The sequence below is a fragment of the Mycobacteroides sp. H001 genome, from assembly GCF_001440005.1.
GTDB classification, from domain to species: Bacteria; Actinomycetota; Actinomycetes; order Mycobacteriales; family Mycobacteriaceae; genus Mycobacterium; species Mycobacterium gwanakae.
In genome coordinates this window covers 60,415-83,688 of record NZ_LJYH01000051.1, presented here as the reverse complement: position 1 = coordinate 83,688, position 23,274 = coordinate 60,415, and the positions used below count along the sequence as shown (strand labels likewise).

Here is a 23,274-nt window from a genome sequence, read left to right as displayed (position 1 = left end):
ACTTCGATGTGCGACCCCGTGACGGTTTCATGAACAGACAGGTCTGTCTATGAAGGTTCATTGGGTTACCCTGCTTTCATGAGTTCCACGACAGCACCTCCGGACCGCGACACCGCCTCGGCCACCCGTGTGCTCGCGCCGTCCGAACGGCTGCTTCGCACTGCCGCAGATCTCTTTGCGACGCAGGGCATTCGCGCTGTGGGAATTGACCAAATACTGCGCGAGGCGGGGGTTGCCAAGGCGAGTCTGTACAGCAGCTACGGATCAAAGGACGCGCTCATCGTTGCCTACCTCGAAGAATTGGATCAGCGTGATCGCAACCGCTGGAATGCCGCGGTGGCGGCGCAACGCAATCCCAAAGCGAAGGTGCTGACGTTCTTCGATCTCGCGACCGCCGCCGCGAAGGCGAGGAACTTCCGCGGCTGTCTGTACGCCAATGCCGCTACCGAGTTCCCCGGAACGGAGTGGGAACCGGTGCGAAGGCATCGTGAGTGGTTCCGTGCAACCGTGACCGCGCTGCTGCGCGAGGCAGGGATATCGCGCCCCGACAATCTCACCCGGCAGGTACAACTGCTCTACGACGGTGCACTGACCGCCTCGAAGATCGAGAAATCAGTTGCACCGATAACGCTGGCGCGCAAAATCACTCGTGAGTTGATCGGCTAGGCGGCAGGATTCTGGTTGGATGGGCTGTATGACTGAGGATGTCCGAGTGGTCTCGGCGAGCCGCGTAATAGATGCGCCGGCGGCGGTGCTCTTCGAACTCATCGCTGACCCGGCACGGCAGCGAGAATGGGACGGCAACGAGAACCTCGCCGAGGCGGCCCCGGGCCAACGGGTTCATGCCGTGGGTGACGTGTTCGTGATGACACTGACCAATACCCACATCCGGGAAAACCGCATCGTGGAGTTCGACGAGGCGCGCCTGATCGCATGGCTACCGTCAGAAGTGGGCAAGCAGCCACCGGGCCATCTCTGGCGATGGGAACTGGAGCCGGTCGGCGATGGCAGCCGCACTCGGGTGACGCACACGTATGACTGGACGAATCTCACCGATGAGAACAGACTGCCCCGGGCTCGTCTCACCACGCCCGAACGGCTACAAGCGTCGGTGGACAGGCTAGGCGCGCTCGCCGAATCGGGCGCGTAGCCCAGGCTGACGCAGCGCCGTATTACCCCTTGACCTCAAGTTCACTTGAGATTGAACACTGGGGTGATGACAACGAAGACATCGAATGTGCGCCAGATTCGATCAGACCTGTGGGAGACACGAACGGACAACCCCTTCCCCGGGCTGACCACTCACGCCTACCTGTGGGTCCGCCCCGAAGGAAACGTGTTGTTCTACAGCCCCGCCACCGAGGCCGACTTCGAGGCAATTGCCGAATTGGGCGGAGTCGCCCATCAGTACCTTTCCCACCAGGACGAGGCAGGACCCATGCTCGCCGTCGTGAAGCAGCGATTCGGATCGAAACTGCACGCATCCGCCCGTGAGGAAGGTGAGATCAGCACACACACCGACATCGATGTCCCGACAACACAGCGTCAGGTGGACGAAAATGGCGTCGAAGTGATACCGACACCGGGTCATTCCGTCGGCAGTACAAGCTATCTGGTAACCGGTGCCGATGGTGAGAAATACCTCTTCACCGGGGACACCGTGTTCCCGACCGAGGCCGGATCGTGGTCCACCTTCCTGGTCCCCGGTCGCGGGAGTGCCGACGAGCTATCGGCGAGCCTGGACCTGCTGGCAGACACCGTCCCGAATGTCGTCATCTCCAGCGCGTACGGCGGGGACACCGCCGTGTATGAGCTCACGCCGGGCCGGTGGGGAGAACTCATCGCACAGGCCCGGCAGAGCCTACAGCGCGACTAAGGGCGTACCGCCTGGGTGAACCCGAAGATCCCGTCGGGATCGTAGGTCGCGGCGATCTGTCGCAGCCTCGGCAGATTATCTCCGTAATACGCTGCGGCCCAATCGGGTAAACGCGGATCGATGTAGTTCACGTACGCGGCGGTACCGCAGATCTCGCCGAGCCGGTTCCGTGCCTCGTCCACGCGGCGATACGCAGCCGACGGATCGGCGCCGACCCCATGATAGATCTGGAGGGAGGCGAGGGCCGTTCGATGCGGGAAGGCAGTGGCGGCAGCGGGAATTCGGCTGACTGCACCGCCCAGGCTATCCAGAATGAACGTCAGCCCCGGCGTGCCCACGAGGATCATCTCTATTGCGGCGGTGTCGACCGCAGCGTGCGGGATCATCCTGGAGGATGCCACAAACGCCTCGCGTTGCAGTTGACCGGTACCTACTCCATCCCACGACGGATGACACTGGGCCACAGTCAGTGTTGAGCACCCACCCATGAACTTCATGGCGTCGATATAGGCCATGTCGGCGACGAATCGATCGGATGGATTGATGCCGATCGCGGCGCGGAGACCGTCTACGAGTGCCCGTGGATCGTCCGTTGTGGCGATGCAGCCCACGATCCGGCCATGCGGAGTAGCGCCGCCCACGGCGTGCAGCGTCGTCCACAGTTCGTCCGGCGCATCGTCCATGAACGCCAGCCACCGGCGCATGATCGTAGCCAGCTCCCCCGGCGCGTAATCGAGCGTGAACACCGTAAGCTCGCTAGCTTCGGCGGTGTCAAAGGTGAACTCCGTTGCAATGCAGAAGTTTCCGCCGCCACCCCCGCGAATGGCCCAGAACAGGTCGGACTCGGATTCCGACGACAGGTCTCGGATCGCACCATCCGCGGTAACCACCCTGGCGGATGCCAGTTGGTCGCAGGTCAGCCCGAACCTACGAGTGAGAACCCCTACCCCGCCGCCGAGGGTCAATCCCGCGATACCCACGGTGGGACAGGAACCGCCGGCAAGCATCCGGCCGGCCCCGGAGACAGCCGCATAGACATCTATCAGACGCGCCCCCGACCCGACCTTTGCCCGCGTCCCGGTCATCGAGACCGTTGCCATACGCCCGAGATCGACCACCAGTCCGTCATTCGGAACGCAATAGCCGGCAAAGCTGTGACCACCGCTGCGTGCCGCGATCGGGATCCCAGCACCTGATGTGAACTCCACGCAGCACGCCACATCCTGCTCGGAGGCGCAGAAGGCAACCGCAGCTGGATGATTCGTGTCGAAAAGAGGATTGAACGTCCGCGCTGCCGCATCAAACCCGTTCTCGCCACGCAACGTGAGTGTTCCGGACATCCTGCGGCGCAGGTCTTCCCATCCAGAAGCCGCGAGTCGATCCTTGGGGTGTGCCGGTGAGCATCCGGCGATAGACGCGGCGCCGAGCGCCACGATCGCCCCCGCGGACAGCACCGCACGCCTGGTGACCAGCGCAGGAGTTTGCGTGCGATGCGGTTGGGGGTCCAACACTGCTCCTGTCGGTCACGATCGGGTGGATACCCCATCTTGTCGCCTACGGCGGGTACACGTGCCGCACAACGGTAGATTGGCCCACATGACGGTGAGTTCGGCACCCGACCCGGTCGCCGATATAGCGTTGCGCCCCGCTGGACCGCAGGTGGGAGCCTTCTTCGACCTGGACGGCACCCTGGTGGCCGGATTCACCCCGACGGCTCACGCCCGTGATCGGATGCGCCGTGGTCAGGCGAGTGTCGGTGAGGTCCTCGGAGTTCTGGAGGCCACCTTCCGGTACAAGCTGGGCCGCATGGAATTCGAGCGTTTGGTGGTGCGCGCCGCCGGATACCTGCGCGGCGACTCGTTGGCCGAGCTCGAAGCCGTCGGCGAACGAATCTTCCACCAGCACAATGCCTCGATGATCTATCCACAGATGTCTGAGCGCGTGAGAGCACATCAGGAGCAGGGCCACACCGTGGTGCTGAGTTCCTCGGCGCTGACCATTCATGCCGAACCAGTGGCGCGCCACCTCGGGATAGCCCATGTGCTGTGCAACCACTTCGACCTCGACGACAACGGACTGCTCACCGGCGATATACGCAAGCCCATCGTGTGGGGCCGCAACAAGGCAACCGCGGTCGCGCGCTTCTGCGAGTCCAATGATGTTGACTTGCAACGGAGTTACTTCTATGCCGACGGAGAGGAAGACATCGATCTGATGTCTCTCGTCGGCGAGCCCTGCCCGGTCAACCCGCGTGGCCGGCTTGCCACCGTGGCGGCCGAGCAGGGTTGGCCGATCTTGCGGTTGGACGATCCGAGGCCACGTGGAGTGAGTTCGTCGCTGCGCAAATTCACCAGGCTGGCTCGCCGATAGGCTTGGTCCATGGCGGGACGTTATGTGGCATTGGGCAGTTCTATGGCGTCGGGGCCGGGTATCCCGCCGCGTGTACCGGGCTCGCCCCGGCTTGCCGGGCGTTCGGCACGCAACTATCCGCACCAAATCGCTGAACGCAAGGGATATCAGCTGGTAGACGTCACCTACTCGGGGGCGACCACGGCGCATATCCTGACCGACGCACAGCACGCCGCCGCACCTCAGATCGGGGTACTCGATGGCACCGAGGAGTTGGTGACGATCACGATCGGCGGCAACGACGTCGGTTACGTGCCGTTTCTGATCGCCGCGCGCCTACCGCGCATCCTGCGTGCGCTGCCGGTCGTCGGAAGCGGGTTGGCCGGCTTGCTCGACACCGGTAAGCAGGACGCGGCGCTGGCGGTCGTGGGTGATTCCCTGCGCGCGGTGGGTGAGCAGGTACGCACTCGCGCACCGCGCGCACGCGTGATCTTCATCGACTACCTGACGCTGCTACCGCCTGAAAACGAGCCGGCGCCGCCGTACACCCGGGCCGAGGCTGACAACGGGCGCCGTATTGCCACGGAACTGGCGGCGGTCACCGCGCACGCGGCCCACGCCGCCGGCTGCGACATCATCCGCGCATCGGCGGCCAGCGCCGGACATCACGCATGGTCACCGCAGCCCTGGACGAACCGCCCCGGATTCCCGTGGCCAGGGCGTCCGGCACCGCTTCACCCCAACGAAGACGGTATGACCGCGGTGGCCGATCTGGTCGTGGCGCTATTGGACGGCGCGTCTAATCACTGAGGTTGCGGTGTGAGCGGTCCATCGCATTGCGATACTTGACCCGTGCGCACACCTTCCCTGCTGATGATCCCCGTCGTCGCCATGGCGATCGGAATCGGATTCGCCGGCCCGGCCTCGGCCGTGGCGCCTCCGGCGGATGGGACCTACCGAATGATCGAGGAAGGTGCCGGCGAGGTCTCCTGGACGATGTCCGCGGTGTGTGTGCAGGCATCCGGCACACGCATCCAGTCCGACTACACCGACCCCACCATCCAGGCCGACGGATGCACCCTCACCGTCATCAGCGCGACGCCCGACATCCTCAAACACAACGACCGACTCCAGAACTACTCCATCCCGGCCAAGCTGGTCGATGACCAATGGACATTCCTGCACGCGCGGCCGCAAGGCATGACCTGCCCCGATGGAACCTTCGCACCCACTCAGGAGAAGTACGTCTTCAACGACGAAACCCTGACCGGAGTGCACACCAGCATCCACAGCGCCGTGTGCGGTGGCCAGCCCGGGATGACCAAGAAGCCCTTCAGCCTGCAGTTCGTCAAGCCGCTCGACGTACCCGTGGACCGGTTCCCGCAGTACTGCGATGGGTTCGCGCACTGCTGGTGAGCGGCTAGGGCAGCAGTGGCACCCGCCAGAGCGGCACTCCTGGATCGATGACCATCAGGCGCGTCATCGTCAATCGCGTGATGAGCAACGCGCCCCGGATCATCACCACGGCCACCGGTAACTCAGCCAGAACCGCTGTCAAGATCGCCCACCGCACCTCGCTCGGTCCGGCCGTCATCACGTCGAACCAGGCGTCGCAGACCAAGAGCACACCGGTGGTGAAGGCCGTCAGCACAAGTAGCTGACGGCGCAGCAGGCCAAGTACCGCGGTGGCCAGCATGAACGTCACCAGCAGGATGTCGAAACCCACCCATGTCGCCGTCCATCGCTGCGCCACATAGTTTTCCGGCAGCGTGAACGCAAGGTAGGTGATCCAGGGAATCAGCGCGAGCGCGCCGCCGATCATCAATCCGAGTCGCAGTGCACGAAACCTGGCCAGGTTCGGCGGTGCCACCTCGCTGAGCGGGCGTTCCAGTCGCTGAATGAGGTCCCTGCGCTCGGCTGTTGACAGCGCCGCAATCGTCTCGTCCGACAGATAACTCTGGGTCATGTCCAGCTTCCTCCCAGGAAACCTCATCACAATGTCAGCGTGCCACCGACTACGCCGACGCCCGCTCCGGCGCCGACCCCTATCCCTCAGTTGCCCGCCAATGACTTCCACCAGTACAACCATGGGATCTCCGCGCTCGGCGGCTGGTTTCCGATCGCCGTTCAGGTGCTGGCGGTCGTGGCATTGGTGGTGGTCATCGGATGGCGCACCCGCCGGTGGCGCCTCCTGTGGGTGCCCGTGAGCGTAGCGGTCGGAGCGTTGGGCGCCTTGGCGGCATGGATTTACATGAACTCCGAAGGGTTGGCGTCCGATCCGGCGCCTTTCAGACTATGGATTTGGATCGGTGTTTTCGTCACCTCGGTCGCGATCGCCGTGATCGGCTTCCCCAGTGCGCAATGGTGGCGCCGTGGCGTATCGGTGGTGGCCATTCCGGTGACGCTGCTCGCGGCACTCGTCGCACTTAACACCTGGGTGGGCTACTACCCCACTGTGCAGGCGGCCTGGGGTGCGGTGTCCGCGGGACCGCTTCCCAACGAGGTCGATATGAGTGACCTTGCGGGTCTGCGTAACTCGAAGCCCGACACCGGCAAGCTCGTACAAGTGGACATCCCCGCAGATGCCAGCGGATTCAAACACCGGGGTGAGTACGTCTATCTCCCGCCGGCCTGGTTCGCCGGCGATACCCCGCCAAGGCTGCCGGTGGTGATGATGATCGCCGGCGAGTTCAACACTCCCGCCGACTGGATTCGCACGGGCAACGCCACCCAGATGATCGACGAATACGCCAAGACACACGGCGGACAGGCGCCGATATTCGTCTTCGTGGACGTCGCGGGAAGTTTCAACAACGACACCGAATGCGTCAACGGGCCACGCGGCAACGCCGCCGACCACCTCACCGAAGATGTTCGCCCCTATGTGGTTTCGGAGTTCGACGGATCGCCCGATCCAGCCAACTGGGCCGTGGTCGGGTGGTCGATGGGCGGTACCTGCGCTATCGACCTGACAGTCATGCACCCGGATTTGTTCTCCACCTTCGTCGACATCGCCGGCGACCACGGACCCACCGCCGGAACCAAACAGCAGACCATTGAGCGGCTATACGGCGGCGACGCCGCCCGATGGGACGCCTTCGACCCGCGCACCGTCATGGCAAAGCACGGGCCGTACACCGGTGTGACCGGATGGTTCGAGGATGCGATACCACCTGCGGACAGCAAGAAACCCAGTGGCGCAAGGCGGCCCACGGCCGACACGCCCACGGGCATCGGCGGGCATGATGACGTGACCGATGATGACCGAGAAGGTGCCGCCGCGGATCTGTGCGCAGCGGCTCAGCAGGTACAGATCTCCTGCACCATCCACCAGATGATCAGCGGGCACACCTGGCAGTTCGCCAGCCGGACATTTTCCGACGCATTGCCGTGGCTGGCGGCACAGCTGCACACCCCGGGAAGCTCCTAACGCTCTACGACGCACCGACCCGGGCACGCAGCGATTCCAGAAGGTCCTGCCACCATTCGCCGTGGCGCCGCAAGAACAGCCCATCGGGAAACGTATGGCGTGCAACGTGATCCTGCGGCACGGACTCCCAGCCGAGATGTTCCACCGTCACCCGGGTCTCGTCGTCAACCGGCTCGAACCTCACCTCGACGGTCGTTATCTGATCCCCGGTGAAACTGTCCTGGCGCCAGGTGAATCCCAGCCTGCTGCCCGGTTCCCACATGGTGACCCTGCCTATTTCGAACTCGGTGCCGTCCGGGTACGACTCGACGAAGCGGCCCCCGAGCACCGGTTCTATCGCGAGAGTTCCCCTCCGTTGCCTGGTGAATCGGAACAGCGTGTTGGGCCGCCACCACATTCCGATGTCATTGACGAACACGTCGAATGCACGTGCCGGCGTAGCGCCCACGCGCAGCGATACCAGCACTCGTGACGTCATCAGACCGGCTCGCGTTCGACGTGCTCCTTGAATGCCAAAAGCTGGGTAGCCCAGAGCTTCTCGATCTCGTCGAGCCAACCCTTCAGTTCTGCCATAGGCGCGGGCCGCAGGGTGTAGATGCGTACACGCGCGTCGAACTCCGGGTGCGACTCCTCGACCAGCTCGCTGGCCTTGAGGGTCCGCAGATGCCTGCTGAGCGCTGCGGGACTCAGGCCAACGGCTTGCGCCAGCTCCCCTGCACGACGCGGTTGATCCCGCAGCACCTCAACGATTCTTCGCCGATTGGGATCGGCAAGTGCAGTCAGCGTGCGATCAATGCTCGCGAGTTGCGGCGAGGGCCGGGTCAAACCCAGCCCTCGATGTTCAGACCGCTGGCCTTCTCGGCGTCCTCACGCGACACGGCCCGCACCGACTGCCCGAAGGTCCAGACGTGCCCCTCGGGATCCTGAGCGCGGTACACCCGATCGCCGTAGAACTGGTCGGCCGGGCGCATGAGAATTTTCGCGCCGGCGGCCTCCGCCCGCTCGCAATGCGTGTCGATCTCGCTGTCGATCTGCACGTGAATCGTCTGGGTACACCTACCGCCCACGCTCTTTGGGCTGGCGACGCTGGAGTCCCACTCGGATCCGACCATGAGGTAACCGTCCCCGAAGCGCATCTCGGAATGCTCAATCTTGCCGTCGTTGTCGGTGATGACCATGGATCGTTCAAAACCAAAGGCCTTCTCCAGCCAGTCAAGTGCTGCCGCCGGGTCTTGATAGACGACCGCCGAGGCCAAACTAGGGCGTGTGCTCATAGTTGATATTTAACGCTTGCGTTGAATATCTGTCAACGGTCGCGCACAGTGCCGAGACCCATTCCGTGAGCTGGGGGTAGCCCAGCTCACGGAATGGGATCGCTAGGGGTTGACCTTGGAGACGACGTGCTCGGCGAAGCCCTCCAGATTCCTGATCTTCGTCTCCAGTGGCTCGGTGTCCGGCCCTACGATGTAGGGAATGCGGAAGCCGACGATGACATCGGTGACACCCTTGTCTTCCAGGCGCTTCACCCCGTCCACGGTGAACCCGTCGACGGAGATGACGTGGACCTCAAAGGGCTTGTCGGCCGTCCCCTCTTCTTCACGGAATTTGTTGAGCTTGACCAACAGCTCGTCCAAGTCCTCGGTGCCACCACCATGCATCCAGCCATCGCACCGCGCCGCGCGGCGCAGTGCGGCGTCGGCATGTCCACCGATGAGGATCGGGATGGGCTGCGTCGGCGCGGGACACATCTTGGTCTTGGGAATGTCGTAGAACTCGCCGTGGAACTCGAAGTAGTCACCGGTGGTCAGCCCCCGGATGATCTCGATGCATTCGTCCATGCGCTTACCGCGCTTGGCGAAGGGCACGTTCATCAGTTCGTAGTCCTCGGGCCACGGACTGGTACCGACGCCGAGCCCGAGACGGTTGCCCGTCAGTGCCGCAATGGATGAGGCCTGCTTGGCCACCAGGGCGGGCGGGCGGATCGGCAGTTTGAGTACGAAGATGTTGAACCGCAACGTCGAGGTCACCGCGCCGAGCGCAGCCGTGAGCGTCAACGCCTCGATGAACGGTTTGTCCTCCAGGAATTCGCGGTTCCCATCGGGCGTGTACGGATACTTCGCATCCGACTCGTAGGGATACGCCAGGCTGTCGGCGATGGTCATACCGTGATAACCGGCCGCCTCGGCCGCCTGGGCCAAGGGAACGTAGTACGACGGATCGGTCATGGCCTCGGCGAAGGTGAACCGCATAGCTTCCTCCTAGAGTGCTTGAGAAACACATTGTGCTGTCGGTACTACGCACTCTAGCGGTTGCGAAATCTGAACTCGCATATTGATTTTACGAAGTCAACGAGCCTTCTCGTCTGCGCCCGCGATCACGAAAAACAGTGCGGGGATGAGGATTTCGACGGCGAGCATGACAATCCAAAATGGATGGGGCTGTCCGGAGTCGATCAGTGATGCCACCCGGCCAAGCCCGCCCACCAGCAGACCCGCGGCGAGGAACCTAATGGCAGTGCCGGGAATGGGCGATCGCCGCGCCACCCAGATCCACGCCGCGCCGTAGACGGCGAACAACCCGGAGAAGAAGCGCTCCTGACTGTCGGTGCTCGCGGTGACAGCTCCCCCGCCGATGACGGTTCCCGGCCCCCCGATGAGGTGATAGAGGCCGATGGCCAGGCAGATCACGCCGGTCAGAATCGCCAGGTATTTGAGCACTTTGTCCATCTCCACGCCCTCCACATCGGCCGTACTTGATAGAACGTTCTAATACGGACCGTACAATGCGATGCAGTCGGACACAAGACTCCCCGAAGGACCCGCCATGCCCGCTGACACACGCGACCGCATCGTCGCCTCCACATGCGAGTTGTTCCGGCGGCAGGGCATGACGGGCACTGGCCTCAAGCAGATCGCTCAGAGCGCCGGCGCACCGTTCGGGTCCATCTACCACTTCTTCCCCGGGGGCAAGGTGCAACTGGCGGACGAGGCCATTCGCACCGCCGGGGCCATGTACCGGGATCTGGTATTGGCGATCTTCGATAACGGTGGTTCGGACCTGCCGACCACCGTTCGGATCGCGTTCGCAGCCGCAGCAGACAATCTCGTCGCAACCGACTACGCCGACGCCTGCCCCATCGCCACCATCGCCCTCGAAGTGGCGAGCACCGACGAGGTACTCCGCCGCGCCACCGCCGACGTCTTCACGGACTGGATCGACCAGGGCGCCGAACGGATCGCCGGCTCGGGCCTGGCGCCCGAGATGTGCCGACGCCTCATGCTGGGATTCATCACCAGCCTGGAAGGTGCGTTCGTGCTGAGCCGGGCGCTGCGCAGCACCGAGCCCCTGCTGGCCGCCGGTGAAACCGTGGCGGCGGCGGTGTCGACCGCCCTCGCCACCGGGAGCACACTCCCGGAATAAAGCGGACCACAGTCCGGTTGAGCAGGTATAGGAACTCTCACCAGGAGGTTTGCATGCCAGCTATCACTGTGTCGTCAACGGACGCCCTGACTCTGCCGCGCATCCCCGCTCCCGAGCCTGCCGATACCGAACGGCCGGTGCGGTCCATCACCAGCGGGCCGCGCGGGTACGAGGGCGAAGGCTTTCCCGTCGTGCGTGCGTTCGCCGGAGTCCCGTCAGCCGAGTTGGATCCGTTCATCCACATGGATCAGATGGGCGAAGTCGAGTATGAGCCCGGCGAGCCGCGTGGGACGGATTGGCACCCGCATCGCGGCTTCGAAACCGTCACATACATGATCGACGGCAGGTTCGCCCATCAAGACTCCCATGGTGGAGGCGGGCTCATCCACGACGGAGCCACCCAGTGGATGACGGCGGGATCGGGAATTCTGCATATCGAAACTCCCCCAGCAGAATTGGTGGAGAGCGGCGGGCTATTCCATGGCATCCAGCTCTGGGTCAATCTGCCGGCGCGGGACAAGTTCCTGACGCCCGCCTACCAGGCCATCGAGGGGGCGCAAACCACACTGGTGAGCTCACCCGACGGCGGCGCGCTGGTACGCATCATCGCTGGAGACGTCGGGCCCCATCACGGACCGGGCAGCACACACACGCCAATCACGTTGGCACATACGACGATCCAGCCGGGCGCGCAGTTGAATGTACCCTGGAATCGGGAGTTCAACGCTCTCGTCTACGTTCTCTCCGGACGTGGCACGGTGGGGGCACTGGGGCACCCGATCGAACAGGGGCAGCTCGCGGTGCTGGGCCCCGGTGACCGGATCTCGGTGCAGGCCAACGCGGAACAAGACGCGAACCGCCCGGCATTCGAGGTGTTACTGCTGGGCGGGCGCCCCATCCGTGAGCGTGTCGTGGCCTACGGGCCGTTCGTGATGAACACCAAGGCGGAGCTGATCCAGGCCGTGGAGGACTATCAGGCCGGTCGCTTCGGTGCGATTCCGCCCGATGCCCTGATGCCGCACGTCGCGCGCTGACCGTGACCGCCTACCGCCGGAATGCCCGGCGGTAGGCACTAGGTGTTGTTGCGGTGACCCTGCGCAGGTGTATCCGCATGGCGGTAACGCTGCCGAAACCACACTGTGCGGCAATGGATTCCATAGTCAGATCAGTGTTCTCGAGCAATTCGCGGGCACGGGTGGCGCGCTGTAGGTCGAGCCACCGCTTGGGAGTCGTACCGACTTCTTCGCCGAACCGCCGGTTGAATGTGCGCAGGCTCAAGTGTGCGTGCCGTGCCAGCGCCGATACATCGTCGATCTCGGCGAGATACTCCGATGCCCAGCTCAAGGTCGGACCGAGCCCAGCCGAATCATGAGAATTCCTTGGGGGCGGGATGAATTGGGCCTGGCCGCCATCGCGGTGCGGCGCCATGACATTCCACCGCGCCATCTCCGACGCCGCGGCGGCCCCCAGCTCTCGTCGCAGCACGTGCAGACATAGATCCATCCCCGCGGAAAGCCCCGCCGAGGTAAGGATGTCCCCGTCGTCGACGTACAGCGCATCGGGCCGCAGATCGACCTGTGGGTACAGCGTGCGCATATCCTGGCAATACTCCCAATGTGTGGTGGCAGGGCGTCCATCCAGCAACCCGGCTGCTGCCAGGACAAACGCACCCAGGCAGATACTGAAGATCACTGCGCCGCGTTCGTGCGCGGTCACCAGCGCGCTCAAGACGTCATCCGGTGGCTGATGGTCGTGTGGGGCACGCGCCGGGACGACGACGATATCGGCGGTTTCCAGCGCATCGATACCGTGTTCCACTTCGAGATTGAAACCGTCCGGTGTCCACACGCTGCCCGCGCGATGGCCGCAGGTCACCAGGTCGAAACCGTCTGGCTGACCGGCACGCCCCGGCCCCCGGCGAAACATCTGCACGGCACATGCCAGGTCATAGGTGATGACGCCATCGAGCGCCAGTGCCGCCACCGTCTTGGTGCCCATGGCTCACTATGGCATGAATCGGAGTATCTGTGGCATTCATGCCACTGGCCTTCGGGGACATACCCGCCTTGACTGAAGCCCATGACGACCGAATTGGATTGGCACTGGGCCACTCAGACCGGCGGGGAGATCTCGTCGGCGCAGCGGCGGGCATTGTTCGGACGCCTGTTTCGCGCACTACCCGCGATGATCGGCGATGCCATCAGGACGCGCACCGGCCGCCGCGGGCAGGGGCGGGTGGAACTCGGATCGATCGCAGTGCCCGATTCCACGCTTGCTCTTGCCGCCGAGCAGGAAGCACGCGATTCGGTGACCCCGCACGTGCTCGAACACTCGTACCGCACCTACTTCTTCGGGAAGGCACTGGCCGCGCTCGATGGCGTAGCGGTCGATGACGAGCTCGTGTACGTCGCGAGTCTGTTGCACGATCTTCAACTCGAACATCCCACGCCCGGCCGGTGCTTCGCCGTCGCGGGTGGCGAGCGTGCCGCGCAGTTCGTCCGGGATCAAGGGGCGCCAGAAGCCCGCGCGGAAGCGGTCGGCGCAGCGATCGCCGCACACATCACTCTCGGTGCCAGCGAGAACCTCGCAGATCCGGGCGGATTCGTCTCTGCCGGCGCAGGAACAGACGTCTTCGGTCTACGGCTCTCCGACCTCGACGCCACGTGGGTGGACGAGCTGCTGCAACGGCACCCGAGGCTTCAATTCAAGCGGCACATGCTCGCGGCCTGGGCCGCAGAGGGCGCCGCGGTGCCGGCGGGCCGTGCGGCGTGGCTGACTCGCTATGCGGCGTTTCCGCTACTGATCAGGGCGGCGCCCTTCAGCGAGTAGCGCTAGCGCTGCAACAACCGACGCAGCAAATGCAGGGCGACAGTGGTTGCACGCTCACGAATCTGGTTGCGATTTCCCGGGATAACGACGCGAAGGTCAGCCTTCTCCCCCGCCGAGGTCTTGACGCAGAAACACACCGTGCCCACCGGCTTCTCCTCCGTACCACCGCCTGGGCCTGCCACACCCGTCGTCGACACCGCGATATCAGCACCCAGCGCCTTCAGCGCGCCCTCCGCCATGGCCTCGGCGACCTCCGGTGATACTGCACCGTGTTCTGCCAGTAGCTGCGGATCCACCTGCAGCTGACCGATTTTGACGTCATTGGCGTAACTGATGACCCCACCCAGGAAGTACTCAGAAGAGCCCGGGACGTCGGCGATGCGAGCGCCCAACAGTCCCGCCGTGCATGACTCCGCCACCGCCAAGCGCCTCCCGTTCAGCAGCCGGGCCACCACGTCGTCGACGGTCGAGCCATCCGCAGAGAACAGTGCCGCTCCATGCCGGGTCTGAATGAACTCATGCAGGCGCGTCCATAATGGGTGCGCATCGGCCTCGAAGCGGGTGACCACCTCGACCTCGCTGCGCCGCAGGCAGGTGGTGATCTCCAGCGCGGCAAGGGTTCCCAACTCGCCCTCAGCAAGGCGCAGTGTCTCGGCGATATCCGGCTCGGTGATTCCATAGAGACGCAGTGTGGTCTGCTCGATAGCGGTGACATCCTCGCCGAGGAGCGCCCGGAAAGGCGCGGCGTCGAGCGCCGACGGCCACATCCGCTGAAGCTCATGCGGCGGCCCGGGCAGCACCACGATGAGAACACCATCTGCATTCATGATCGCTCCCGGCGCCGTGCCCACCGGATCAAGCACCTCGCCCCGAGCCGGGACAAGCGCCTGTTTGGCGATGCCGACGCGCAGTGCTTCCCAATCGACATTCTCCCAGCGATCCGCGATCGGCCGCAGCCGGTTCATGATAGCCGCTTCCAGCGTTGCATCGAAAATTAGTGTGGTACCGGCAAATTCAGCTACAGTCGGCAGCGTCATGTCGTCGGCCGTCGGACCCAAGCCGCCGGATGTGACGATGAGATCCACACCCTGATCGGCGAGAAACCGCAGCTGCGCTGTCAGGTCTTCTCGGCGGTCCCCGCACACGCAGATATGTGCCACATCCACGCCCACTTCCCGCAGGTGTTCGGAAAGCCATGGGCCGTTTGCGTCGGCAACACGCCCGGTGAGGACCTCCGTACCCGTGACGACGATTCCCGCTCGCAACATGTCAGCAGCCTAGGCCGGTAGGTTCGGTGTCATGGATGAGGGCGCCATCATCGAATACATCGTCACGACCTTCCCGGATCTGCAGCACGAGGTTGTGCAGGGCAATTGGTTCTTCTTCCAAGGCCCCGAACGTCAGCTGCCGGTCATCACCCTGATGTCGAACGAGGCATTCGATACGCACTCCGACCTCGGACGACCGCACGTCTACCGGCTCAACATCGGCGTCAGCGGTGACACCTTCGTCAAAGTTGCGCCCGGTCAGGACGGGGCGATCCAGCCCGATTACACCGAGTTCGACCAGGTGCTTCCGCATCCCGAGTACGGCGGTGCCAAATGGGTGTGTGTGGTCAATCCGAGTGAGGACACCTTCGCCGAGGTGCTGCGGCCACTGCTGGCCGAGGCGTACGCACGCGGTCGTGACGACTAGTTGTCACTGACGCTGGCCCACAACTGTCGGTTTGTGGATACGTCGCCCAGGGTGGGCAGGGTGCGCCCCTCATTGCGGAAACCGTGCACGGCGAGAGCCTCGGTCAAGGACCGATCCCCATCGCGCACCGCGACGACGATCCGCCTAGTGGGTGAAGGAGCGCCCATCAAGCGTCCCGCAAGATCTGCGATGGTGGCGGTGAGCTCATCCTCGGATACATCGGGACGGGGCCTGCCAATGAGCTCCGTGGTGGAGCTGCCCGGGTCGACAGCGATCTCGACAGATCCCAGAGATGTCCCCGAAACCGTCACCGCGACTGAACTATTCGCATCGGCAGCGACGCGCCGTCTGCAGTTGCGCAGTTCGTAGCGCCCCCGCGCCAGCAGATCGCTCCAGGAAACCGCCGCACGGCGCCCCGACATCCAGCTGGTGATGTTGCCGGAGAGGGCGTCTCGCGTGCGGCGTAACGCCGCCAGGTTCTCGATGGTGTTGCCCTGAAACCAGATCTGATGATCGGTGGGCTTTCCGTCGTACATGCGCAATCGGCGGCATGTCTGTAGCTGCGACCAGCCCACCGACCGGGCAAGTCGCTGCACCGCGATGTTCTCCACCGCGAGCGGCGCCACCGCGTGCGGAACCCGGGGATCAGCCTCGAATCCGGCGATGATGAGCGATGCCTGCGCCCACCGGGTGACGCTGTGTGGAACACCGGCCGTCCATGTTGATACCTCGGTGCCCCCCGTTCGCGGATGTCGCCCCGCCATGGCCAAGTGGCCGAGGACGTGTTCGCGGCCTCCATCGAGGTGCACGAGCAGATACGAGACCCAGCCGCGCGCGGCATCGGAGAGTGCCTGCTTCCAGGTGTGAATCCACATGTACGGCGAATGCGCTGTCGACCACGGCATGTCCGGATGGCCGAACGCCGGTGCCAGCCGCTTTTCGTAGCGCAGGTTGGTTTCCCGCCACGATGAGCCATCGGAGAGCCGCGGAATGCGCAGCATTACGGTCATACCGTCTATTTCAACCGGCCCCAGAGATGTCGGAGTGGGCCGATCGCTTGCGAACACCCCGGCAGGGTAGCGCACCTTGGCACAGGCGTATGGCGATTAATCGGCAACTGCGAGAAGATGATTGCCAAGTACAGGCTGTCTATTTAGGAAGCGGGCCCGCCAGCAGCGTCCACATGCGCCGCGCGGTACCACCGTCACCCAGGGTCGCCGGCGCCTCACCCTCGTCGACAAAACCACGGCGGGCAAGCTGGTCCGCGAGGGTGCCATCCGCGCCGCTGACCGCAACGACCGTCCGGCGCGACCCGTCGGGGCTAGCGGCGACACGGCTTGCGAGTGCGGACAGTGCGCACGCGCCGACGTCGCGGGACACCCACGGCTCGAATCGTGGCACCAATTCCGTTGTGGACGTGCCGACATCGGTATAGACATCAATCGAACCGGCAGTGCGCTTGGCCACCGCCACCCGGAACTGCCCGCGACCAGCCGGTGCGATATGCACCACTTCCCCATCGGTGGTGGAGGTTTCGAGTGAGGACGCAGTCGGTGTGGGCCGCAGTGTGGCACTGATCCGCTGCCGGACGCGAATCGCCGCGAATCGGGCCCACGCGGCGAGGTATCCAGCGTCCGGCCTGCGGGACACGGTGGGCGCGAGAAGCGTTCTCCTGACGGGAATTTCCGTGAGGCGCTGCCTTACCCAATCTCGGTACTCGGCCGTATTGGCGAGCACCCACATGTTGTGGTCTGAGATCTGCCCATCGTATTTACGCAGAGCACGACGTGTCTGTAGCTGGGTCCAGCCCATGGATTCGCAGAATCTGTTTGCGCGCACGTTTGATACCGCCACGGGCGCCAACGCGTGTGGAATCGCAGGGTTCCCCTCGAAGGCAGCCAGCACCGTGACCAGCTGTGCCCACCCGCTCACGGCCGAGGGCACATCGACCGCCCAGCTGGAGATCTCGGCGCCCCCGGTTCGTGGATCCCTGCCGGTCATCGAGAAGTGCCCAACGACTCTCTCGATGCCGTCATCGATCCTTACCAGCAGGTATGAGACTCCGCCTGCGCGTGCATCGGCAAGCGCCGAACGCCAGGTGTCCACCCAGATAACCGGAGAATGCGCGCTCTCCCAATCCATGTCGTCACGATTGAAAGCCGGTGACAGCCGCTCGGTGAAAGCCAGCGCGGTCTCCCGCCAGGATGGACCATCCGCGAGCCGGGGCGGCCGTAGCAGCACCGTCACCCCGCCGATCGTGACCGGCCCAAGGTCCACCACGGACCGGAGGCCGGATTTGCTAGACACCGCGTCAGGCTACAGGAGAAACGTTCGCTCCGTGAAAGTCGTCAGGTGGCGGGCACGAGAACTAGCGGAACCCTTTTCGCGCCGATGAGGCGATGCGACACCGACTGCCCGAGCAGCGCGTCCAATGCGGATGCCAGCCCTCCCCGGGGGCTACCCAGAATGATCATCATCGCCTCATACTGCTGTGCCACGCCCAGAAGGGCAGCGGCAGCGGGTCCCTGCGCGCGGTGATACTTCCAGGCCACTTCCTGGCCCGCAAGCTGTTCGACAGCCTCAGCCTCCGCAGCGGTAACAGCGTTACCTGCCTGCGCTTCCCAGCTGTCGGTGTCGATGTCCATCGGCTCGTCGTCCATATCGAGGATGTGCACCACATGCACGCAGGCGCCCAGGCGCCGGGCCATATCGATCCCGAAGCGCAGCGCGGCAGTGCTCGGCGGGTGTCTGTCCCATCCGACGACCACGTGCACACCTGACGATTCGGTCATAGTGACATCCTCACGCTATCGACCACGCCAGCGCTAGTCCCGCGACACAGGCCCCGACGGTGCCCAGCAGCGTGCCGAACGTGTTGTACAGGGCGAGTGACCATTCACGCCGCTCGAGAAGCCTGACCGATTCCACACTCGCGGTGCTGAAAGTCGTATAGCCGCCACAGAATCCAGTCCCCACGACAGCCAGCAGGGCCGGCGACGAATGGTGGAAGATCACGGTGCCCGCCACCACGCCGATAAGGGCCGATCCGCTGAGGTTGATGAGGAGCGTCGCCCATGGGAAGCGGAAGGTCCGGCGATGCTTGATGAGGGAATCGACGACGAAGCGCGCTACCGCACCCAAAGCCCCGGCGAGAATCACGGCGATAACCGTCACGCGGAACCTCCCGAGTACCGCCCCAGGACCGCGGCGGCGGCAGCTATCCCGGCCATGGCGGCGGCCAGACCGGCCGCGATGCTGACCAGTGCGTACCCCACGCCCAGGCCCGCAAATCCGTTGCGGGCGAGAGTGCTGATCTCCAGGGCGAATGCGCTGTACGTGGTGAAGGCGCCGCAGATACCCGTGCCGACAAACAACCGGGCGCGTTGGCGCCAACCGCCGTCCGGGCCCAGCAGTGTGAGGGTTTCCAGCAGCGCCCCGAGGATGAACGCTCCGGCCAGGTTGACCGCGAAGGTCCCCCAAGGCCAGGCCGCGCCGGTGGCCGGCCACATCTTCTCGAACCAGTACCGCAAGGCGGTTCCACACACGCCGCCGAGAAAAACCCACAGCAGGGCATACGGTCGCAGATGGAGGGGTCGCACGGGCTCTTCGCGCTGCGCACCTGTCACATTCGGTCCCATCGTGTTACGACTCATCAACACAGGAACTATCAGCCATCAGTGGCGGTTCGGGACAAGCCCCGGCGAGATCCATCGCGCGTGACGAATATAGCGCGAGACGGGTCAGTACACGTCGCGGACGTACCGTTTCCCGGCGACGAGCTCCTTACGAAACTCAAGAGCCTCTTCGGGCGACATCCGCCCGTGCTTCTGGGCGATGGCCAGTAATGCGCTGTCCACGTCCTTGGCCATCCGGCTGGCATCTCCACACACGTAGAGATGCGCGCCGTCGGCGAGCCACCGCCACATCTGTGCCCCCTGCTCCATCATGCGGTGCTGGACATAGATGCGTTTTTGCTGGTCGCGCGAGAACGCGAGGTCAAGTCGGCGCAGGGAGCCGTCACGCAAGAAGCCGTCGAGCTCCTCGCGGTAGTAGAAATGCTGGGTGCGGTGCTGGTCGCCGAAGAACAACCAGTTGGGTCCGGAGTGGCCCAGAGCGCGGCGTTCCTGCAGGAATCCGCGGAATGGGGCGATACCGGTCCCGGGACCGACCATGATCATCGGCGTGTCCGAGGAATCGGGCGGGCGGAAATGCGGCGATTTCTGCAGGAAGATCGGGACGGGCAGCCGCTGTGCACGGTCGGCCAGGAAGGTCGATCCCACACCTCCGCGGGCCGAGCCGTCGGGCCCCTGGAACCGGACGATGGACACCGTCAATGCGATGGATTTCGGGCTGACCAAGGGGCTGGACGAGATCGAGTACTGGCGTGGGGTGAGTCGGATCAGGACCTGTTGCCACTCCTCGATACCGGCACGGACGGGGAACTCGCGCAGCACGTCGAGGGCATTACGGCCCTGTAGCCACCGCTCGCGCGTCGCGGTGTCGGGGCCGCGCAACAGCTTGATGGCCGGTTTGTCGCCGCGCCGCTCGGCGACGAAACGCAGCAGGTCATCGGTGACGCGGCAGATGTCGTAGTGGCTGGCGAGCGCGGTACCCAGGGGCAGCTCGCCCCCATCGATCGTGATCGGCAACTCCGCATCGAAACCTGTTGCAGTGAGCCAGCGTTGGACATCTTCCTCGCGGTTCGTCGGATAGACGCCGAGAGCATCGCCCACCGAGTAGTCCACATCGTGGCCGGTCAGGTCGAACTCGATGCGCCGTACCTCCTTGCCGGAGCCCGGCGCGGAGAGGACCTCGTTGTGTGACAACGCCGCCAGGATCGGCGCGTCGCGGGTGAAAAGTTCCGGCGCGGCCGTCGGCAGCCCGTCGCTGCGCAATCGTCTGACCGCCTCGACGCTGGCGTCGGTGCCATCCCCAATCGCCTCCAGCAGGTCCGCGGTCCACGCCGCGATCAGCGCTCGGTCATTCGCCTCGCCGTCTACCCGGGCCAGTACCGGAGTGGCGCCGAGCTCGTGCAGCCGGGCGTCGAGCGCCTTGGCGTGACCACAGAAATCCGCGTAAGCCCGGTCGCCGAACCCCAGCACCGCATAACGCATGTGGTTCAAGGACCTGGTCTCTCCGGCCAGTGCGGACCAGAATTGCGCGCCGTTATCGGGTGGGCCACCCTCGCCGAAACTGCTGGCGATGAGTACGGCTGTTCGAACCTCGCCGAGATCGACGGGGGCGCACTCGTCCATCGCGGTGAGTGTGGCGGAGATTCCCGCTGTCGTCAGCAGCCCGTGCACCGAGGTGGCCACAGTCTCGGCGTTGCCGGTTTGCGATGTCCACAGAATTGCTATGTCGCCCAATGCTTGTGCCGGCCTGTCGAGCACCTCGTGAACAACGGTCCGCCCGGTGGGACGCAGCATCACCGCGCTGACCTTGAACTCGGGCTGTAGCGAATCCGGGTCGACTGCGTCGTTGGTCACCGCGTTGATCGCCAGTCGGGGACCCTGCGCGTCGTTCCAGTGAAAGGGCGCAAAGCAGCTGCCGGGCTTGACCCTGTCGCTGATGATCGCCGGGAGTTCTGCGGTGCCGCGCCGCGAGGCGATATCGACGATATCGCCTTCGGTGATGCCGAGTGTGGCGGCATCGCGGGGGTGGATCTCCACGAAGGGGGACGGATGGAGGCGCTCGAGCGTCTTGATGCGACCGGTTTTGGTCAGGGTATGCCAATGATGTTGCAATCGACCGGTATTCAAGACCATGGGATATCCGTCACCGGGGGTTTCCGCAGGGTCGCGGTGGGCACGGGCGTGGAACACCGCCCGCCGCGACGGGGTGGGGAACGCCAGCCGCGGAATGGTGCCGTCCTCGGAGACATGCAGGCCCTGGCTGACTCCGTCGTTGAGATAGCGAATAGGATTCCGCTCCCCCGAATCTTCGGGTGGACAAGGCCATTGCACGGGTCCTTGACGCAGTCGCGCATAGCTCGCCCCGCGCATGTCGTATCCGGTCCGCGGATTCCAGAATCCGCGGATCTCCTCGAAAATCTCCTCGCTTGACGCGTAGTCGAAACCGTCACCGAATCCCATCGCGAGGGCAACATCGCAAATCAGGCGCCAGTCGGGCTGCGCATCCCCCGGCGGGTCGGCGGCTCGGTTGGTCAGCGTTACCGTGCGCTCCGAGTTGACTGATACGCCATCTGATTCGGCCCACAGCGCGGCAGGCAAGAGCACATCGGCGTATTCATTGGTGGCCGTCGCAAGGAAGGCATCCTGGCTGATCACCAGCTCGGCCCGGCGCAGTCCGTCGATCACATTCTGCCGATTAGCCACCGAGGCAACCGGATTGGTGCAAATAATCCAGCACGCCTTGATATCACCGGCGGCCATCTGGGTAAACATATCCACAGTTCCGGTGCCGAACTCCTCGCGGATGGAACCGGGCGCCAGCCGCCAATGCCGCTCGACGAATTCTCGATCGACGACGGATTTCACCGAGCGCTGTCCCGGCAACCCCGGGCCCATGTAACCCATTTCCCTGCCGCCCATCGCATTTGGCTGGCCAGTCAGAGAGAACGGTCCGCTACCGGAGCGGCAGATGGCACCGGTAGCCAGATGCAGGTTGCAGATCGCGTTGGTGTTCCAGGTGCCATGAGTGCTCTGGTTGAGGCCCATTGTCCACAACGTCATCCATTCGCGCGCCTCCCCGATCCACCGGGCTGCGGTACGGATATCGTCCTCGGCCAAGCCCGTGATAGCCGCGACCGCCGAGGGCGGATAACCGGCGAGGAACTCCGGCATCCCCGCCCAGCCCTGGGTGTGCTCGGCGATGAACCCGGAGTCGATATCCCCGTTCTCCACAAGCAGATGCAGCAGTCCGTTGAGCAGGGCCAGGTCGGTACCGGGGGTGATCTGCAGGAACAGATCAGCGCGTTCGGCAGTGGCGGTGCGGCGCGGGTCGACCACGATCAGCCGTGCTCCACTGCCGAGCCGATCGGCCATGCGCAGGAACAGAATCGGATGGCAGTCAGCCATGTTCGCACCCATGACGAGGAACAAATCGCTCTGCTCGATATCGGAGTACGACCCGGGCGGCCCGTCGGCTCCCAATGACTGGGTGTATCCGGTTCCCGCACTGGCCATGCAGAGCCGCGAGTTGGACTCGATCTGTGTGGTTCGGATATACCCCTTGGCGAGCTTGTTGGCGAGATACTGCGCCTCCAGGCTCATCTGGCCGGATACGTACAGGGCGATCGCATCGGGTCCATAGGTGTCGAGGATGTGACGTAATCGCCTGCCGGCCTCGGCGGTCGTCGCCGCCAACGGGGCCGGAACCGGCTCCTGCCCTCGCGCGGGACGTATGTGCGCAGTCGTCATGCGTCCGTCGGCGGCCATCAGCTGGGCGTGCGTGGCACCCTTGGTGCACAGGCGTCCCTGATTGCTCGGGTGCAAGGCGTCGCCCTCGACCGTGGCGATGGTGACCGGCCCCGCCGAACTCCGCTCGGCCCGCACCACCACACCGCAGCCGACACCGCAATACGAGCAGGCGGCACGGCGCGCGGTGGGCGGCGCGCTGAGTTCGGTCACCCCGCCATGGTGAGTGAGTCAGATTCCCGAATTCTTCCGCCGAGGTTATCCGGCTGTCACGGCGTCCTCACCGCACGGATCTACCG

At 64.4% G+C, this 23,274-nt stretch carries 26 protein-coding genes and 1 riboswitch; of the genes, 11 read left to right on the top strand and 15 right to left on the bottom strand.

The features are described from left to right. The first annotated feature begins 78 nt into the window (after positions 1–78). From AOT83_RS25965 to AOT83_RS25955, 3 genes are all read left to right on the top strand, one after another. The gene (locus AOT83_RS25965; protein ID WP_057963470.1) at positions 79–666 is read left to right on the top strand and encodes a TetR/AcrR family transcriptional regulator; all 588 of its coding nucleotides are present in this window, start codon (positions 79–81) and stop codon (positions 664–666) included. Between the two features lie 28 nt (positions 667–694). After that, the gene (locus tag AOT83_RS25960) at positions 695–1,150 is read left to right on the top strand and encodes an SRPBCC family protein (protein WP_030097913.1); all 456 of its coding nucleotides are present in this window, start codon (positions 695–697) and stop codon (positions 1,148–1,150) included. A gap of 66 nt (positions 1,151–1,216) precedes the next feature. Continuing rightward, complete coding sequence (locus AOT83_RS25955; RefSeq protein ID WP_057963469.1) at positions 1,217–1,876, top strand: MBL fold metallo-hydrolase; 660 nt, start codon at positions 1,217–1,219, stop codon at positions 1,874–1,876. Here AOT83_RS25955 and AOT83_RS25950 read toward each other — a convergent pair. Further along, positions 1,873–3,387, bottom strand: a complete 1,515-nt coding sequence (locus tag AOT83_RS25950; protein ID WP_234797655.1) for an FAD-binding oxidoreductase — start codon at positions 3,385–3,387, stop codon at positions 1,873–1,875. The genes AOT83_RS25955 and AOT83_RS25950 overlap by 4 nt on opposite strands. An 85-nt stretch (positions 3,388–3,472) precedes the next feature. On the opposite strand from AOT83_RS25950, the gene AOT83_RS25945 reads away from it, so the two are divergent. The 3 genes from AOT83_RS25945 to AOT83_RS25935 are packed head-to-tail and all read left to right on the top strand — an operon-like array spanning position 3,473 to position 5,641. Continuing rightward, positions 3,473–4,246: an HAD-IB family hydrolase gene (locus tag AOT83_RS25945; RefSeq protein WP_030097915.1), complete on the top strand. Its 774-nt coding sequence runs from the start codon at positions 3,473–3,475 to the stop codon at positions 4,244–4,246. Positions 4,247–4,255: 9 nt separating this feature from the next. Then, the gene (locus tag AOT83_RS25940) at positions 4,256–5,035 is read left to right on the top strand and encodes an SGNH/GDSL hydrolase family protein (RefSeq protein ID WP_057963468.1); all 780 of its coding nucleotides are present in this window, start codon (positions 4,256–4,258) and stop codon (positions 5,033–5,035) included. A 42-nt stretch (positions 5,036–5,077) separates the two neighbouring features. Continuing rightward, positions 5,078–5,641 carry a hypothetical protein gene (locus AOT83_RS25935; RefSeq protein WP_030097917.1) on the top strand — a complete coding sequence of 188 codons (564 nt, stop codon included), beginning with the start codon at positions 5,078–5,080 and terminating at the stop codon, positions 5,639–5,641. A gap of 4 nt (positions 5,642–5,645) precedes the next feature. Here the strand turns inward: AOT83_RS25935 and AOT83_RS25930 are convergent, their stop codons facing one another. Beyond that, complete coding sequence (locus AOT83_RS25930) at positions 5,646–6,191, bottom strand: hypothetical protein (protein WP_057963467.1); 546 nt, start codon at positions 6,189–6,191, stop codon at positions 5,646–5,648. 39 nt (positions 6,192–6,230) lie between these two features. Between AOT83_RS25930 and AOT83_RS25925 the strand changes: the two genes are divergently transcribed. Then, entirely contained in the window at positions 6,231–7,655 is a 1,425-nt protein-coding gene (locus tag AOT83_RS25925) for an alpha/beta hydrolase-fold protein (RefSeq protein WP_109394408.1), read from the top strand. A 4-nt stretch (positions 7,656–7,659) separates the two neighbouring features. On the opposite strand, the gene AOT83_RS25920 is transcribed toward AOT83_RS25925, so the two are convergent. From AOT83_RS25920 to AOT83_RS25900, 5 genes are all read right to left on the bottom strand, one after another. Beyond that, positions 7,660–8,133: an SRPBCC domain-containing protein gene (locus tag AOT83_RS25920; RefSeq protein ID WP_057963466.1), complete on the bottom strand. Its 474-nt coding sequence runs from the start codon at positions 8,131–8,133 to the stop codon at positions 7,660–7,662. Then, the gene (locus AOT83_RS25915; RefSeq protein WP_057963465.1) at positions 8,133–8,480 is read right to left on the bottom strand and encodes a metalloregulator ArsR/SmtB family transcription factor; all 348 of its coding nucleotides are present in this window, start codon (positions 8,478–8,480) and stop codon (positions 8,133–8,135) included. Before AOT83_RS25915 ends, AOT83_RS25920 begins: the two co-directional genes overlap by 1 nt. Beyond that, complete coding sequence (locus AOT83_RS25910) at positions 8,477–8,929, bottom strand: VOC family protein (protein WP_057963464.1); 453 nt, start codon at positions 8,927–8,929, stop codon at positions 8,477–8,479. The genes AOT83_RS25915 and AOT83_RS25910 overlap by 4 nt, the downstream gene beginning before the upstream one ends. Before the next feature lie 102 nt (positions 8,930–9,031). Continuing rightward, positions 9,032–9,904, bottom strand: a complete 873-nt coding sequence (locus AOT83_RS25905; protein ID WP_057963463.1) for an LLM class flavin-dependent oxidoreductase — start codon at positions 9,902–9,904, stop codon at positions 9,032–9,034. 96 nt (positions 9,905–10,000) lie between these two features. After that, on the bottom strand, positions 10,001–10,381 hold the full coding sequence (locus AOT83_RS25900) for a DUF4345 domain-containing protein (RefSeq protein ID WP_030097924.1): 381 nt from the start codon (positions 10,379–10,381) through the stop codon (positions 10,001–10,003). A gap of 97 nt (positions 10,382–10,478) precedes the next feature. On the opposite strand from AOT83_RS25900, the gene AOT83_RS25895 reads away from it, so the two are divergent. Together AOT83_RS25895 and AOT83_RS25890 are read left to right on the top strand one after the other, a co-directional pair. Further along, positions 10,479–11,075 (top strand): TetR/AcrR family transcriptional regulator, encoded by a 597-nt coding sequence (locus AOT83_RS25895; RefSeq protein WP_057963462.1) that lies wholly within the window; start codon positions 10,479–10,481, stop codon positions 11,073–11,075. A gap of 53 nt (positions 11,076–11,128) precedes the next feature. Then, a complete protein-coding gene (locus tag AOT83_RS25890) occupies positions 11,129–12,109 on the top strand; it encodes a pirin family protein (protein WP_057963461.1) in 981 nt (326 codons plus the stop codon). A 10-nt stretch (positions 12,110–12,119) separates the two neighbouring features. Here the strand turns inward: AOT83_RS25890 and AOT83_RS25885 are convergent, their stop codons facing one another. Then, positions 12,120–13,073: a helix-turn-helix domain-containing protein gene (locus AOT83_RS25885; protein WP_057963460.1), complete on the bottom strand. Its 954-nt coding sequence runs from the start codon at positions 13,071–13,073 to the stop codon at positions 12,120–12,122. Between the two features lie 81 nt (positions 13,074–13,154). Here AOT83_RS25885 and AOT83_RS25880 point away from each other — a divergent pair, with 81 nt between their 5' ends. After that, positions 13,155–13,904 carry an HD domain-containing protein gene (locus AOT83_RS25880; protein WP_030097928.1) on the top strand — a complete coding sequence of 250 codons (750 nt, stop codon included), beginning with the start codon at positions 13,155–13,157 and terminating at the stop codon, positions 13,902–13,904. Positions 13,905–13,906: 2 nt separating this feature from the next. Here the strand turns inward: AOT83_RS25880 and AOT83_RS25875 are convergent, their stop codons facing one another. Continuing rightward, complete coding sequence (locus AOT83_RS25875) at positions 13,907–15,172, bottom strand: competence/damage-inducible protein A (protein ID WP_057963459.1); 1,266 nt, start codon at positions 15,170–15,172, stop codon at positions 13,907–13,909. A 31-nt stretch (positions 15,173–15,203) separates the two neighbouring features. Here AOT83_RS25875 and AOT83_RS25870 point away from each other — a divergent pair, with 31 nt between their 5' ends. Beyond that, positions 15,204–15,599: a DUF6194 family protein gene (locus AOT83_RS25870; protein ID WP_057963458.1), complete on the top strand. Its 396-nt coding sequence runs from the start codon at positions 15,204–15,206 to the stop codon at positions 15,597–15,599. On the opposite strand, the gene AOT83_RS25865 is transcribed toward AOT83_RS25870, so the two are convergent. The 6 genes from AOT83_RS25865 to AOT83_RS25840 all read right to left on the bottom strand — a co-directional run bounded on the left by AOT83_RS25865 (position 15,596) and on the right by AOT83_RS25840 (position 23,113). Next, positions 15,596–16,609, bottom strand: coding sequence for a GNAT family N-acetyltransferase (locus tag AOT83_RS25865; RefSeq protein ID WP_109394406.1), 1,014 nt, complete (start codon positions 16,607–16,609; stop codon positions 15,596–15,598). The genes AOT83_RS25870 and AOT83_RS25865 overlap by 4 nt on opposite strands. 139 nt (positions 16,610–16,748) lie before the next feature. Then, on the bottom strand, positions 16,749–17,906 hold the full coding sequence (locus AOT83_RS25860) for a GNAT family N-acetyltransferase (protein WP_057979727.1): 1,158 nt from the start codon (positions 17,904–17,906) through the stop codon (positions 16,749–16,751). A gap of 41 nt (positions 17,907–17,947) precedes the next feature. Continuing rightward, positions 17,948–18,391 (bottom strand): universal stress protein, encoded by a 444-nt coding sequence (locus tag AOT83_RS25855; RefSeq protein WP_030097933.1) that lies wholly within the window; start codon positions 18,389–18,391, stop codon positions 17,948–17,950. Between the two features lie 10 nt (positions 18,392–18,401). After that, positions 18,402–18,773, bottom strand: coding sequence for a fluoride efflux transporter CrcB (gene crcB / locus AOT83_RS25850; RefSeq protein ID WP_030097934.1), 372 nt, complete (start codon positions 18,771–18,773; stop codon positions 18,402–18,404). Continuing rightward, on the bottom strand, positions 18,770–19,237 hold the full coding sequence (crcB, locus tag AOT83_RS25845; protein WP_078284697.1) for a fluoride efflux transporter CrcB: 468 nt from the start codon (positions 19,235–19,237) through the stop codon (positions 18,770–18,772). The genes crcB (AOT83_RS25850) and crcB (AOT83_RS25845) overlap by 4 nt, the downstream gene beginning before the upstream one ends. 13 nt (positions 19,238–19,250) lie before the next feature. After that, positions 19,251–19,323: riboswitch (Fluoride riboswitch) on the bottom strand. Positions 19,324–19,339: 16 nt separating this feature from the next. Next, on the bottom strand, positions 19,340–23,113 hold the full coding sequence (locus AOT83_RS25840) for a bifunctional nitrate reductase/sulfite reductase flavoprotein subunit alpha (protein ID WP_057963483.1): 3,774 nt from the start codon (positions 23,111–23,113) through the stop codon (positions 19,340–19,342). Positions 23,114–23,274: the final 161 nt, after the last annotated feature.